Annotated in this window: 12 protein-coding genes; 4 read left to right on the top strand and 8 right to left on the bottom strand. The window is 70.5% G+C overall.

What is annotated here, in order from left to right:
• Positions 1-25 precede the first annotated feature (25 nt).
• The 5 genes from OHA58_RS28905 to OHA58_RS28885 are packed head-to-tail and all read right to left on the bottom strand — an operon-like array spanning position 26 to position 5,395.
• The gene (locus tag OHA58_RS28905; protein WP_405482403.1) at positions 26-997 is read right to left on the bottom strand and encodes an ABC transporter substrate-binding protein; all 972 of its coding nucleotides are present in this window, start codon (positions 995-997) and stop codon (positions 26-28) included.
• Between the two features lie 58 nt (positions 998-1,055).
• Positions 1,056-1,835 carry an amino acid ABC transporter ATP-binding protein gene (locus OHA58_RS28900; RefSeq protein ID WP_405482402.1) on the bottom strand — a complete coding sequence of 260 codons (780 nt, stop codon included), beginning with the start codon at positions 1,833-1,835 and terminating at the stop codon, positions 1,056-1,058.
• Positions 1,832-2,728 carry an amino acid ABC transporter permease gene (locus OHA58_RS28895; RefSeq protein WP_405482401.1) on the bottom strand — a complete coding sequence of 299 codons (897 nt, stop codon included), beginning with the start codon at positions 2,726-2,728 and terminating at the stop codon, positions 1,832-1,834. Before OHA58_RS28895 ends, OHA58_RS28900 begins: the two co-directional genes overlap by 4 nt.
• Before the next feature lie 46 nt (positions 2,729-2,774).
• On the bottom strand, positions 2,775-4,532 hold the full coding sequence (locus OHA58_RS28890) for an FAD/NAD(P)-binding protein (protein WP_405482399.1): 1,758 nt from the start codon (positions 4,530-4,532) through the stop codon (positions 2,775-2,777).
• Positions 4,529-5,395 (bottom strand): amino acid ABC transporter permease, encoded by an 867-nt coding sequence (locus OHA58_RS28885; protein WP_405482397.1) that lies wholly within the window; start codon positions 5,393-5,395, stop codon positions 4,529-4,531. Before OHA58_RS28885 ends, OHA58_RS28890 begins: the two co-directional genes overlap by 4 nt.
• 486 nt (positions 5,396-5,881) lie before the next feature.
• Between OHA58_RS28885 and OHA58_RS28880 the strand changes: the two genes are divergently transcribed.
• Positions 5,882-6,844 (top strand): ABC transporter substrate-binding protein, encoded by a 963-nt coding sequence (locus tag OHA58_RS28880; protein ID WP_405482396.1) that lies wholly within the window; start codon positions 5,882-5,884, stop codon positions 6,842-6,844.
• Positions 6,845-6,887: 43 nt separating this feature from the next.
• On the opposite strand, the gene OHA58_RS28875 is transcribed toward OHA58_RS28880, so the two are convergent.
• Entirely contained in the window at positions 6,888-8,225 is a 1,338-nt protein-coding gene (locus OHA58_RS28875) for a DUF5685 family protein (protein WP_405482395.1), read from the bottom strand.
• A gap of 290 nt (positions 8,226-8,515) precedes the next feature.
• Here OHA58_RS28875 and OHA58_RS28870 point away from each other — a divergent pair, with 290 nt between their 5' ends.
• Complete coding sequence (locus OHA58_RS28870; protein WP_116502912.1) at positions 8,516-8,959, top strand: cell division protein SepF; 444 nt, start codon at positions 8,516-8,518, stop codon at positions 8,957-8,959.
• Between the two features lie 302 nt (positions 8,960-9,261).
• Here OHA58_RS28870 and OHA58_RS28865 read toward each other — a convergent pair whose 3' ends face one another.
• On the bottom strand, positions 9,262-10,893 hold the full coding sequence (locus OHA58_RS28865; protein WP_405482394.1) for an MFS transporter: 1,632 nt from the start codon (positions 10,891-10,893) through the stop codon (positions 9,262-9,264).
• A 377-nt stretch (positions 10,894-11,270) separates the two neighbouring features.
• Here OHA58_RS28865 and OHA58_RS28860 point away from each other — a divergent pair, with 377 nt between their 5' ends.
• Together OHA58_RS28860 and OHA58_RS28855 are read left to right on the top strand one after the other, a co-directional pair.
• Positions 11,271-12,320, top strand: coding sequence for a hypothetical protein (locus tag OHA58_RS28860; protein WP_405485231.1), 1,050 nt, complete (start codon positions 11,271-11,273; stop codon positions 12,318-12,320).
• Between the two features lie 261 nt (positions 12,321-12,581).
• The gene (locus OHA58_RS28855; protein ID WP_405482393.1) at positions 12,582-13,607 is read left to right on the top strand and encodes a phosphatase PAP2 family protein; all 1,026 of its coding nucleotides are present in this window, start codon (positions 12,582-12,584) and stop codon (positions 13,605-13,607) included.
• A 120-nt stretch (positions 13,608-13,727) separates the two neighbouring features.
• Here the strand turns inward: OHA58_RS28855 and OHA58_RS28850 are convergent, their stop codons facing one another.
• Complete coding sequence (locus tag OHA58_RS28850) at positions 13,728-13,943, bottom strand: I78 family peptidase inhibitor (RefSeq protein ID WP_266565969.1); 216 nt, start codon at positions 13,941-13,943, stop codon at positions 13,728-13,730.
• Positions 13,944-14,269: the final 326 nt, after the last annotated feature.

The following is a 14,269-nucleotide window of genomic DNA, read 5'->3' as shown; positions in this document are numbered from 1 at the left end:
CGGAAGAACGGGGCCGGCGGGCGGGCTACGGTTTGGGCAGGCCGGGCGGGTTGATCTCCGACTTCTCGACCGCCTCGGTCGACAGGCCCCAGCGCTTCAGGACGCGCCCGTACGACCCGTCCTTGATCACGTGGTCGAGGGCGGCGGCGTACGCGTCGACGAGTCCGCTGTCCTTCTTCGTCGTGGCGGCGATCTTGCCCTGGATCTTGTCCCCGGCGCCGGAGAGCGTGCCGATGATCTGCGACTGCCCGGCGGACTCCACGTGGTAGGCGGCGCTGGGGCTCGGGCCGAGGTAGGCGTCGATGCGGCCCGACTGGAGAGCGAGGTAGTAGTCGGTGTCCTTCTGGAAGTACTTGATGGTGACCGGCTTCAGGCCCGCCTTCTCGTCCTGCTTGCTCCAGTCGACGAGGATCTTCTCCTGGTTGGTGCCGGAGGAGACGGCGATGGTCTTCCCGGCCACGTCCTTGGGTTCCTTGACCCGCCAGCTCGTGCCCTTCTTCGCCTCGAACGCGATGTTGTCGAGCCGGTAGGTCGCGAAGTCGTACTTCTCCTTGCGCTCCTCCGTGACCGTGACGTTCGAGAAGACGGCGTCGAACTTGCCGCTGTCGAGGCCGACGAAGAGGTTCTCCCAGGACACCGGGGAGAACTCGATCTTCAGGCCGAGTGTGTCGGCGACGAGGGTCGCGAGGTCGATCTCGGAGCCGATGCGGGTCTTGTCGTCGGTGGCGAAGAAGCCGAGTGGCGGCGAGGCGTCGGCGCTGCCGCCGAGCCTGAGCGTGCCGCGCTTGCGCACCGCGGCCGGCAGCTTGGCCGCGATCGCGTCGACCTTCTCGGCGCGGATGCGGTGCTGGTCGGGCCCGATGTTGATGCCGCCCACCTTCTCGGAACCGCCCTTGCCGGTGCCGGTCGCGGCATCGCTGTCACCCCCGCAGGCGGAGAGCAGGGGCGCGGCCACGAGCGCGGCGACGGACAGGGCGAGGGTGCGGCGGGACAACATGTGCGAACTCCTGTGTGAGAAAGGTGAGTTGGAAGAGAGGGGCAAAGGGGCGCGAGGGTCAGAGGACCTTGGAGAGGAACGCCTTCGTGCGGTCGTGGCGCGGTGCGTCCAGTACGTCGCCGGGGGCACCCTGTTCGACGATGCGGCCGTCGTCCATGAAGACGACGGTGTCGGCGACCTCGCGGGCGAAGCCGATCTCGTGGGTGACGACGATCATCGTGGTGCCCTGGAGCGCCAGGTCCTTGATGACGTCGAGGACCTCGCCGACGAGCTCGGGGTCGAGCGCCGACGTCGGCTCGTCGAAGAGCAGCAGCTTCGGTTCGAGGGCCAGCGCGCGGGCGATGGCGACGCGCTGCTGCTGCCCGCCGGAGAGCTGCTTCGGGTAGGCGTCGGCCTTGTCGGCGAGACCCACCCGGTCGAGCAGCTTGCGGGCGCTGTCGAGCGCCTCCTTGCGGGGGCGCTTGAGGGCGGAGACCGGGGCCTCGACGATGTTCTCCAGGACCGTGAGGTGCGGGAACAGGTTGAAGTTCTGGAAGACGAAGCCGATCTGGGTGCGCTGCTTGAGGACTTCACGCTCACGCAGCTCGTAGAGCTTGTCTCCGGAGCGGCGGTAGCCGACGAGGGAGCCGTCGACGCTGATCCAGCCGCTGTCGACCTTCTCCAGGTGGTTGATGGTGCGCAGGAGCGTGGACTTGCCGGAGCCCGACGGGCCCAGGACGACTGTGACCTCGCCGGTGCGCACCTCCAGATCGATGCCGCGCAGCACTTCCAGCGTGCCGAAGCTCTTGTGGACGGCCTTGATGTCGACCATGGTCCGGTCGGCGCCCGCGTCGCTCATCGGGTGGTTCCCTTCGAGAAGTGTCGTTCTACGTAGTGCTGGAGGACGGAGAGCGCGCTGGTCAGGAGCACGTACCAGACGGTGGCGACCATCAGGAGCGGGACCACGCGCCCGTTGCGGCCGTAGATGACCTGGACCTGGTAGAAGAGCTCGCCGATCGCCATGACGGAGACGATCGAGGTGCCCTTGAAGAGGGAGATCACCTCGTTGGCCGCGTTGGGCAGGATCGAGCGCATGGCCTGCGGCAGGACGATGCGGCGGATCTGCCGCAGCCGGGGGATGCCGAGCGCGGCCGCGGCCTCCAACTGGCCGCTGTCGACGGCCAGTACGCCGCCGCGCACGATCTCGGCGGCGTACGCGGCCTGGTGCAGCGCGAGCCCGAGGACGGCCGCGCTCATCGCGCCGACCAGGCCCATCGTGTCGAAGGAGAAGAAGCCGGGCCCGAAGGGGATGCCGAACTGCAACTCCTTGTACAGATAAGCCAGGTTGAACCAGAAGAGCAGCTGGACGATCAGCGGGATCGAGCGGAACGCCCAGATATAGCCGAAGGCGACGACCTGGAGGAACCGGCTGGCGGACAGACGCATGAAGGCCAGGACGATGCCGAGCGCGAACCCGAGCGCCGTTCCGTAGAACGTCAGCTGAAGGGTGACCCACACCGCCTTGAGGATCACATCGGCGGTGAAGTAGTCGGCGAACACCCCCCATTCCCAGCCGGTGTTGGTGATGAATCCGTGCGCGAACTGGGCGAGCAGCACGGCGGTCGCGACGATGGCGGCCCAGCGCCAGGGGTGGCGGACGGGCACCACCTTCAGCGCGCCGTAGTCGACGGCGCCGCCGGCTGTCGTGGCTGATGTCGTTTTGTCGATGGGTGGATCGCTGGTCAGGGACATGAGGGTTCCTCAAGAGGACGGAAAGGTACGGGGCGGGGGCCGGGGCTCAGGCTGCGGCGCGACAGGAGAGGTCGCGCAGGAACGCCAGGACCGCGCGGGCGGTGGCGTCGTTCTGCCGGAACGAGGGGCTGTTCGTACGCGGCCGCGTGAACGCCCCGGCGCCGCGCGCGTTCGTGTGCGGGCCGAGCGCGAAGCGGCGCGGGTGTGCCGTGCCGTCGCGGTGCAGGACGCGCCCGTCCTCGGGGTCGACCGCGAGGAGCCCGGCCGGGGTCGCCCGTGCCCCGTCCTCGTACAGCTCGCGCAGGAGCTGGTCTCGGGTGCGGGCGAGCGTGGGGTGCGGCAGGCGGGCCTCGACGAGGGCGCGGGCCTCGATGACGGAGCCGGGCACGGTGGCGCTCGTGGCGCGGAAGACGCCGTCCTCGGCGGTGACCCGCATGTCCGCGCCGGCGAACTTCACGACGCCGGCCCGGGAGAGCGCGAGCAGTTGCCGCAGCCTCGGTCCGGGCGGCCCGGAGGCGAGGTAGCTGAAGAAGCCGTGCCACCAGGACCCGATGTCGCCGAGCCGCACGACCTGCCCGTACACGGAGAGCAGACCGAGGAACACGGCGAGGTCGGGGCTGTGCGCGGGGTCGTGGCGGCGTGCGAGGTCCGCGGTGATGTAGCCGCGCAGCCCGTCCTGGAGTTCCTCGTACGAGCTGTGGCGTACGCCGTCCAGCGGGTGGTCGAGGGCCGTGAGGTCGAGGCGGTCCGCCGGGTCGGGCACGGCGGAGGCCACGAGGGCCTGGAGTTCGGCGCTCAGCGGTTCGGCGGCGGCGTACTTCTCCTCGAAGTCGGCCCAGGCGACGGCGGTGCGCTCGGGGTGGGCGGTGAACAGGCGGTGGTAGTGGGCGAAGCCGAGTTCCTTGTCGATGAGGGGCCACACGTCGCGGCGGAAGTCGTAGCCCTCAGGGCGGGCGAGGAGTTCGTCGATCTCGGCGGGGCCGAGGAAGCGGGGCAGCGGCGGGCGCTCGCCGGTCCAGTCGTAGCCGATCTTGGAGTGGTAGGGGATGCCGCGCCGCGAACCGACGTGCAGGACCGGCTCGCGCCCCGAGGGGAGGTACGTGTCCCCCTCGTACCGTCCGCCGCGGCCCTCCGTCAGGAGCACCATCAGGTCGACGAAGGCCAGGCCGAAGCCGCGGACGAGGACGTCCTCGCCGGGTGCGAGCGCGGACAGGTCGCTGTCCGCGGTGAAGTCGGGCGGCAGGTGGACGAGTCCGTGCTCGCGCGCGTACGCGCTCAACTCCCGCTGCTCTTCGTCGAGTTCGGCGTCCAGGTGACCCTGGGCGAGGATGACGGTGTCGGCGAGGAGGGGGCGGGCGCGCCCGTCGAGCCACACCTGCTGGCGGCCCTCGCGGGGGCCGCTGACGCGCAGGGCGCGGCGCGGGTGGTGGCGGACGGTGACGCCCGGCGGGAGCGCGGCCACGGACTGCTCGTACACCCAGCGCAGATAGGCGCCCTGGAGCAGCCGGTCGGCGAACGTGCGGCCGTCGAGGTCCGCCCACTCGTGCAGGGCGGGCCCGGGGAGTACCGGACCGTCGAGTTCGACCGTGTCGTCGGTGAACATCGTGACGTCCTGGGACTGCGAGTTCATCCAGAGCAGCGGGGACTGCGCCTGCCGCCAGACCCGTCCGCCGCCCGGCGGGAAGGGGTCGACGAGATGGATGTCGAGTTCGAGCCCGGCGTACTCGGGTGCGTTGGCGGCGATCCGCTCCAGGATGCCGGTCCCCCGCGGACCGGCTCCCACGATCACCAGTGAGGGCCTCATCGGGTGCGCTCCGAACCGCGCGCGTAGTGCCGCTCGACGTAGAACTGGCCGGCGCTCAGGAGCGAGGTGACCACGACATACCAGATGGTGGCGACCAGGAGCATCGGGATGACCTGGTAGGTGCGGTGGTAGACGAGCTGCACCGAGTAGAGCAGGTCCTGGACGGCGATGACACTGACGATCGAGGTGCCCTTGAGGGTGCCGATCAGCATGTTCCCGGCCGGCGGCACGATGGAGCGCATGGCCTGCGGCAGGATGATCCGCCGCCAGCGCCGCAGCCGGCTCAGCCCGAGCGCCTGCGCGGCCTCGATCTGCCCGCGGTCGACGGAGAGGATGCCGCCGCGCACCACCTCGGCGGCGTACGCGGCCTCGTGCAGCGTGAGGCCGATGATGGCGACGGTGATCGGCCCGAACAGGTCGACGGTCTTGATCCCGAGGATGTGCGGGTACAGCGCTCCGATGTTGAACCAGAACAGCAGCTGCACGAGGATCGGCATCGACCTGAACAGCCAGACGTAGCCCCAACTCACCGCGCGCAGCACGGGGTTGGCGGACAGCCGCATGACGGCCAGCAGGGTGCCGAGGGCGAAGCCGAGCGCCATGACGAGGGCGGTCAGCCAGAGGGTGAGACCGAGTCCGCGCAGGACGGACGCCGATGTGAAGTAGTCGGCGACGACGTCCCACTGGAAGGCGTCGTTGCGGATCACCGAGTTGGCGGCGAGCGCGAGGAGTACGAGGACGACGGCGGCGGCGAGCCACTGGCCGGTGCGGGGCCGGCGGACGATGCGGGGCTGTGCCTCACCGGTCTCGGCGGGCGGTCCGGCCGCGGCAGGCGCGGTCTTTGCGAGTGTGTTCGAGGACATGCGAAGGCTCCGTGGGCACTGGAATCCAGCACGGTCTTGCCTTCACACGGAACTTGCGGACCGAGCCCCTCAGCAGCGGTCCCCTCACCGAGGGTACGGGGCTCGCTCCGCTCGCTGTCAAGGCTGTCCAGAGTGTGAGCCGTACGTCTCATGTGAGTTGACGCGGAAACGGATGCCTGTTCCACTTGCCCCATGCATCCGCAGCAGTGGCTGGTCACGCGCTCCCACATCGACTTCGGTCGAGTGTGGTCGGCGTCCTGTTGATGCCCTTCTGACGCCCGCTGCGCGTCTGCTTCTCTCTCTTCTCGACGCTTCCTGACGCTCGCCGCGTTCTGAGCGTTTCTGCGTTTTCTGCGTTTCCCGGTGCGCCCAAGTGCGCGCACTCGTCCGCGCCTTCACACACCCACGCGTCCTCGCGTACCCCTCCCCTCAGCTGCCTCCTCACCCCTGCGTGCCTGTTGTCTTCGAAGGGCAGAACTCCACGCCATGCGTACAACCTTGACGACCCATCAGCGGCTCACCGCCGCGTTCGCGCTGATCACCGCGGCCACGCTGACACTGACCGGCTGCGGCTCCGGCGACCCCGGAGCCTCCGCCGGCGGCGCCGCACCCGCGGGCAAGAGCGACAAGATCCCCACGACCGACGTGGTGAAGGCCGTCAAGAAGGACGAGGCGGCGGCGAAGCTGCTGCCCGCCGACGTCCGGGCCGGCGGCAGGCTGACCGTCGGCGCCTCCATCGGCGGCACCCCGCCCGGCGCCTTCTACCTGGAGGACGGCAGGACCGCGGCCGGCCAGGACATCGACTTCGCCGACGCCGTCGCCAAGGTCCTCGGGCTGAAGCTGAAGCGGGAGGCGGCCGGTTTCGAGGCGATCCTGCCCGCGCTCGGCAGCGGCAAGTACGACCTGGGCACAGGCAACTTCGGCGTCACGGACGAGCGGCGCAGGACGATCGACTTCGTCACGTACATCAATGACGGCCAGGGCTTCGCCGTGCGCAAGGACAGCGACCTGAAGAAGGTCACCGACCTCAGGCAGCTGTGCGGCCTGAACGTGGCGACCGGCGCGGGCACCACCTTCGAGGCGACCCTGGAGGAGAACAAGCACCTCTGCGCGGACGCCGGGAAGAAGGCGTACAGCGTGAAGACGTACGCCGACCAGAGCGCGATCTGGTCGTCCCTCCAGCAGGGCAGGTCCGACGTGGTGATGAGCACCATCAACGGGCTGCGCTACGCCGTCGCCCACCAGGAGGGGCTGAAGTTCCTCAACGAGTACCACCGCCTCGACGTCGGCTTCGCCTTCAAGAAGGGCACGAAGCTGGCGCCGGCGTTCCGCGCGGCGGTGAACAGGCTGATCGCCGACGGGACGTACGACAAGATCCTGAAGAAGTGGGGCACGAGCGAGTCCGCGATCGAGAAGTCGCAGATCTCACCGCCCGAGATCAAGGACTGACCCCGACCCCGGACCCGCGACCTGCGACCCGCGCCCCGGGGGCTCAACAGTCGCAGCAGGAGCAGCACTCACAGCATTCGCAGATGGAGCACGCCTCGCAGCAGCTGCAGTCGGTGGAGCAGCATTCGCTGCACCAGCCGTCGCGCTTCTTCCGGGACCAGGGCCCCTCGAACTCGTCGGCACAGCACACCTTGCAGGTGCAGCAGAGCCCGATGGCCGCGGCGCACCCGGCGAAGAACCCGCGCTTGCCGGGCTTCGGCGGCTGAAAGGACGGCCCGCCGCCGTAGCCACCGGGCCCGCCCGGACCACCGGGACCGCCCTGCCCGCCGCCGTACGGATTCTGCGAGCCGTACGGGCCCGAGGATCCGGGCGGCACATACGGGCCCGATCCGGTGGGCACCCAGGGGCCGGGCGCGCCGGGGCCCTGTTGCGGCGTGGACGCGGCCGGTGCGTGCGCGCCGCGCGCGGGGCCGGCGCCGTGGGACGCGTCGGTTCCGTGGGACGCGTCGGCGCCGTGCGCACAGCCCGACGTGCCGAAGACGCGGTCGACCGAGCGGCGCAGTTCGTGGACGAACAGCAGGTGCGCGAGCGTGCCGTCGACGAATTCGGCCTCGCGCAGGGCGAGGCGGATGCCGCGCAGCGCGTCGTCGGCGAGGCGGCGCGCCTCGGCGAGGTCCGTGCCGGTCGCCGTGAGCGGGTTCCAGGCACCCGACGCGGCGTCAGCTTCCTTGTCCTCCACGGCATCCAGAAGGTGCGCGAGTCGCCCGAAGAGCCGGCCGGCCTCGGCGAGCGGCGCCGCGTTTCCGGGGCGTCCGGCGAGGACCGCGGTGTGCGCGAAGGCGGCGGCGGTCGCCGTCTCGGTCGGTTCGGTGACCGTGAGCACCGGGGTGCCGAGGCCGGCGAGCGCCTCGATCCCGATCTGGCGCTCCACGGCGTCGACCAGGACCGCCGTATCGAACCCCACGTCAGAACCCGTACGGGAACCGGCCTTTCCCCACTTTGTGGCGACCCTGCGGGCCGCCGCGGCCACCGGCCTGCGGGCCAGGAGGCCGTCGCCGTCGGCGACGTGGTCGCGGACCTTCGCCGAGGCGAGGACCAGTGAGACGGCCGCGGCGAGCCGGGCGCCCTCGCCCTGCGCGACGGACGCGGTGCGCATCCCGCGCAGCGGACAGGGCCCTGCCGTGCGCCGTCCCCCCGCTGCGTGTTCGGCCTGAGCCTCCGTCAGAACCGAGATCAGCAAACCGTCGTAGTTCGTGACAACTCGGGCGAACTGCCCGTGGTCACCGCGAAGTGCCAGGCAGAGTCCGCACAGATGAGCCATCCATTGCGCCTTGAGCCCCTCGCCGAGACGATGGCTGCAAGGCCGGACTATTCCGAACAAGACGACTCCCCCGAGGGTCTCGAAGACGTAAGCTGCGGCATCGTACCGAGGGTGCCGTTCACCCGTACGCCCCGGCCGTCACCCATACGCCGCGAAGAATCATATTTCACTCACTGTCAGCAGCCGTACGGGGTACGACCCTTGGGATTCACGGGACAGCGCCGTGTTGACTCTGCACCAGTAGCGTCACGAAAACCCCGCGCGGCGACTATCCACTTGGCGCACCATCCGCATCATGGACGACCATAGGGATGCGGAACGCAGAGGAACCGCTGTGAGAGGAGGCGTCCATGGGATCGGTGCGCAAGGCGAGTGCCTGGCTTGGCCTCGTCGACGACAACGATGACGAGCGTTACTACGACGACGACTACGCCGAGGGGTCCGAGCCCCACACCGGCGCCGCCTGGGTCACGGACCCGCGCGTGAAGGTGGCGGCCGACGCCGCCGAGGAGCAGGGCCGCCGGATCGGCACGGTCACCCCGGACGGATTCCGGGACGCCCGTGGCATCGGCGAGATGTTCCGGGAAGGTGTCCCGGTCATCATCAACCTCACGGCCATGGAGCCCGGGGACGCCAAGCGCGTCGTCGACTTCGCGGCCGGGCTCACGTTCGGGCTGCGGGGTTCGATCGAGCGGGTGGCGAACCGGGTGTTCCTGCTGAGCCCTGCCGACACGCAGGTGGTCAACGGTGAGGCGGAGAGCCGTCCGACGGACGGTTTCTTCAACCAGAGCTGAGCGTCACGAGTGGGCAGGGCCCGGCCCCTAGGGCCTGTCTTCAAATTCCCGCCGTCCGCCCGGAGGGCGGGCCCCGCGGCGTCTGGTGCGTGCAGCTGCAAGGCGGAGGAGGGCGTCGACGCGATGGGGGTCCCCCCTGCTCGAGCGCAGCCGAGAGCTCGGGGGAGTCGGCAACCGACGACAACGCCGCTGGGGGTCCCCCCACGCCCTTAAGGCAGTGGGGGAGTGCGTGCCAGACGCCGCGGGGCAGGCGGGAATTTGAAGACAGGCCCTATAGGCCGGGCCACCGCCCGCGGCAGCCGTCACGCGACGGTGGACTCCACGCCGACCCGCTCGGGACCGCGCTGGGGCCCGATCTTCGCCGTGCCCTCCGCGTCCTGCGGGGCAACGGCTTCGCACTCCATCCGCCGGGGCAGCCGCAGGGCGGCCAGCGCCCCGAGCAGCAGGAGCCCGGCGCTGACGAACAGCGTCACGTGCAGCCCGTGGACGAAGGCGACCCGGGCGGCGCTGCGCAGCGCCTCACCGGCGGTGCCGCCGAGCCGCGTCGCGACCTGGTACGCCTCGCCGAGCGAGTTCCCCGCGTGGGCGCTCGCGGATCCGGGCACCCCGGTGACCCGGGCGATCCCGGGTGCGTACGCGGCGTTCATCACCGAGCCGAGCAGGGCGATGCCCATGCCCGCGCCCAGCTGGTAGGAGGTCTCCCCTATCGCGGCGGCGCCGCCCGCGTCCTGCGCCGAGGCCTCGCTGAGCATCGACTCGTACGCGCCGAAGAGGGTGGTCTGCAGGCCGAAGCCGAGAAGGACGAAGCCGAAGGTGAGCAGCGACGGCCGGTCGTGCTGTCCCATCAGCGTGAGCGTGAGCACCGCGGCCGCGGTGAGGACGAAGCCGGCCGAGACCATGCGGCGCGGTCCGAAGCGGCGCAGCTGGGACGAGCCGAGGACACCCGCGGCCATCGCCGCGAAGGTGAGGGGCAGCAGCCGCAACCCCGTCTCCAGGGGGCTCAGGCCGAGTACCAGCTGGAGGTACTGGACGGCGATCAGCTCCAGGCCGACCAGGGCGAGCATGGCGAGGACGATGCAGCCGACCGCGGTGGAGAAGGCGGGCCTGGCGAACATCTTCATGTCGATGAGCGGATGCTCGCGGCGCTTCTGCCGCCGCACGAACACGATCAGCACGGCCGCGCCGACGAGGAGGGGGCCGACGGCGGACGGGTCGAGCAGGTCACGGTCGACGCCGAGCCGCTTCACGCCGTAGACGACACCGAGCATTCCGACGGCCGCCATGAGTGCGCCGACCACGTCCCAGGGCCCGTCGGAACGGCCCTTGGACTCGGGAAGTATGAGACGGCCGAGGGGCAGCATGACGGCCATCAGCGGGATGTTGATCAGGAAGACCGAGCCCCACCAGAAGTGCTCGACCATGAAGCCGCCGAGTACCGGTCCGGTGGCGGCGCCTATCGCGGCGACCGCGGACCAGACGCCGATGGCCACGGCCCGCTCGCGCCGGTCGGGAAAGACCGCCCGCAGGATCGACAGGGTCGCGGGCATGATCATCGCGCCGCCGACGCCGAGCAGCGCGCGGGCCAGGATCAGGACGTGCGGCGTCGAGGCGAACACGGCGAGTGCGGAGGCCACGCCGAAGAGGCCGTATCCGAGGAGCAGGACGCGTCTGCGTCCGACGCGGTCGCCGAGTGTGCCGAAGAGGATCAGGAGCGCCGCGCAGATCAGCGGATAGGCGTCGACGATCCACAGCAGCTGTACCGCCGAAGGGCGCAGGTCCTGGGTGACGGCGGGGACGGCGACGTGCAGCACGGTCGCGTCGAGGGCGACGAGCAGCAGGCTGGTGCACAGGACGACGAGGACGACCCAGCGATTGGCGCCTGGCCCGGCGGTCCGCCAGCGAGAGGGCACGGCGGCCGTGGTCGTCCCGGACATATGCGTACCTCCCAGTGGTCCCTCGCGCTCGGCGGATCCGCAGGGTGGGGACTTCCCCGCGGTTGCGGCCGGAAGGAGCGGACCCCCGTGCCCACGCAACGATTGGCGAGTGAGCCGCCAGAGTACGCGAGTTCATTGCGGTGACACGTGGCGGACCTCTCATGTCCCTGACCGTGGAGTGTGGTGTACGCCACGCTCCACCCCCCCGACCACGCACCGCGCGTGCGGTCCGGTTGCGCCCGGCGCCGATAATCGACGCCGTGACCGAAGTCGACCTGCAAGAACTGCGGCGCGTGCCGGCCCGGGCGGCCGGTGCGCTGCGCCGCGCGGCGCCCGCGCTCCTTGCCTATGCCGGGGTGCGCGCCCTGGGCCTGCTCATGCTCGCCGTGTGGAGCGCGGGGAACGCGGAAAAGGGGAAGAGCCCGCACACGCTGCTGACCGCCCGCTGGGACTCGCTCTGGTACACCCGCGTCGCGGATTTCGGCTACGGCTGGGAGGTGCGCCTGCCGGACGGCACCGTGCACTCGAACCTCGCGTTCTTCCCGCTGCTGCCGTGGCTGGAGCGGCTGGTGTCGGCGGTGAGCCCGCTGTCGTACGCGGACGCGGGCCTGCTGGTGAGCTGGCTCGCGTCGCTCTGCGCGGCCTGGGGGATCTTCCTGGTGGCCGAGCTGCTGTACGGGCGGCGGGCCGGGGTCTGCGCGGTCGTGCTGTGGGCGGTGCTCCCGGTCGGGATCGTGCAGTCGATGGCGTACAGCGAGTCACTGTTCACGGCGCTCGCGGCCTGGTCGCTGTACGCGGTCCTGACCGGACGGTGGGTGAGTGCGGGGCTGCTCGCCTCGCTCGCGGGGCTGACCCGGCCGGTGGGGGCGGCGGTGGTCGCCGCGCTCTGGGCGACGGCTGCGGTCCACGTCGTTCGCGACAGGAAGGTCTCCTGGCGCATGGCCGTCGGCGTGCTGCTCGCCCCGCTGGGCGCCGCCGCGTACGTCCTGTGGGTGGGGCACCGCACGGGGGGCGGCCTCTTCGGATATCTCGACGTGCAGGGCCAGTGGGGCAACGGCTTCGACGGCGGTCTCGCCTTCGCGCGCTTCGTCGGCGACAAGTTCACGTCATTCCCCTCGGCGCTCGCGGGGCTCGGCCTGATCGTCGGGGTCGCGCTCGTGATCTGGCTCTACGTGCTGTGTGTACGGCGAGGTCAGCCGCTCGCGCTGCTCGTCTACTGCGGGATCGTCGTCGCGCTCGCCCTGTGCGCGTCGGGGTACTTCGGCTCGAAGCCGCGACTGCTGCTGCCCGCCTTCCCGCTCCTGCTGCCGGTCGCGGTGGCGCTCGCCCGGCTGCGTACGAGCAGATCGGCGGCGGTGCTCGGCGGCGTGGCCGTGGCGTCGGCGGTGTACGGGGCCTTCTGGCTGAACGGGTCGGGTCCTCCTTGATCGACTCGGCGGGCCCCGGGAGGCCGTCCGATCGCCCCGGGTGATCGGACGGGAAATTCCGGGGAAGCCGTCGGTGAACGAATTCGGGCGCGGCGAAAAACGAATGCGAGAAATGATCAATGAAATTGAAGGCGGTACCCCGGTCGGATAGTGATATCCGCAGGAATAAACGCCCCGCTGAGAGCAATCCCACATCACATCGTCATCACAAACCGAGTGATTCGGCCGGGTTCGGCACTCACTCGCTGTAGCGTCGATTGGGTGCGTACCGAACGAAACCTCACCCGTCTGGAGCGGCTCTTCGCCCGCCTCGACCGTGAGCCGGAACGACCGGTCAACCTGGATGTGCCCAGGATGAGCCGGCACAGGGTCGTGCTCTTCGGGGCCACCCTGTCCTTCTACCTCGCCATCGTGGTGGCCGTGCTGATCACGTCCTGGCTGGTCACGTTCGACTGGCAGGTCATGTTCTTCCGGCCGTACCAGCAGTGGCCCGAGATCCACGCGTTCCTGGACTACTGGGTGGTGCTCGGCCAGCGCGGTCCGACCGCGGTCATGGTCATGGCCTGGCTCGGCTGGCGCTCCTGGCGCCAGCACACGCTGCGGCCGCTGCTCATGTTCGGTGCCGCGCTGCTGCTCCTGAACATCACCGTGGGCGCCGCCAAGCTCGGCATGGGCCGCCTCGGCCCGCACTACGCGACCACCATCGGCTCGAACGAGATGTGGCAGGGCGGCGATATATTTCCTTCCGGCCACACCGCCAACGCCGTGGTGACCTGGGGAATCCTCGCCTATCTGGCCTCGACGCCGCGCGCCAGGCGCTGGCTGTCGGCCGCCTCCGCCGTGATCTCGCTGAGCGTCGGCCTGACCACCGTCTACCTCGGTACGCACTGGCTCAGCGATGTCTTCCTCGGCTGGACCGCCGGACTGCTCATCCTGCTCGCGCTGCCCTGGGTCGAACCGCTGATCACGCAGGTGGAGGCCTGGATCTTCTCGCTGCGCGAACTGTGGCGCAACCGTCGTTCCGGTGCGCTCCCGGCGCCCGCCCCGGCCGCCGCCACGCCCGCGCTGGTTCCGCAGCGCGTCTCCCCGCCCGCCTCGGAGGAGCCGCCGGTACGCGAACCGGTCGGCGCCGCGCGGGCCGTGCGGCCTCCCGGGCTGCTCGCCCCGGGTCCGCACACCGCGCGCTCCGAGCGCACCCCGGTCACTCCGGCCGGCAGCCGCAGGCCGCCGCACGCGGACCGGGTGCCGCGCGGCACCACGTCCGCCCGCCCGGTCGCCGGCGGCTGACCGCCCCCGGCGCGAGAGCGTCGAAGGCCGCGGGGCCGGTACGCACCGCCTGCCCCCGCACGCCGAAGGCCCCCGGTTCCGTCACGGAACCGGGGGCCTTCGCGCTGCTTGTCGGCCCTGTCAGCCCTTCCAGCAGCGGGTCACGGTGCCGTCGGACACCTCGAAGTTCAGGCGTCCCACGCGGTACTCCATGGTGATGATCGCGCCCGGGGGCAGCGACCTGACCGTGGACCAGCCGCGCTCACGGGCCCGCCGCTCGGCGCCCGGCGCATCGAGGCCGACGTACGTGTCGAGGGTGTCCTGGGGTTCTGCGGGAGGGGTCGGAATGGGTGCCATGACCGCCACGTTAGGCGGCCGGGCTGCCTGGCACCAGGGCGGACCACACCCCGTCACCGGTCCCCCTCCGGTCACGCTTCTGTCACAGGTCCACGACACGCGTTTCACTCGAACTCCGTCACACGTACGAGCGATTTGATGCTCCTTCTGCGCATGTTCTGCGCGCGCCACGACATAATTCCGCGGCTTCGCCGAAAGCGTCCGGATAACGTGCCCGAAATAGCGTCACGACCGCGCCCGGGACCCGCCCAATTCGGATTCCCCGGGCGCTCTTCATCAGTTGACGTCCCATCGGAATTGCATGAACGCGACACAGAGCTCCCGTA

It is taken from the genome of Streptomyces sp. NBC_00009 (assembly GCF_045040855.1).
Classification (GTDB): Bacteria; Actinomycetota; Actinomycetes; order Streptomycetales; family Streptomycetaceae; genus Streptomyces; species Streptomyces aureus.
This window is presented reverse-complemented; position numbering and strand designations above follow the sequence as displayed.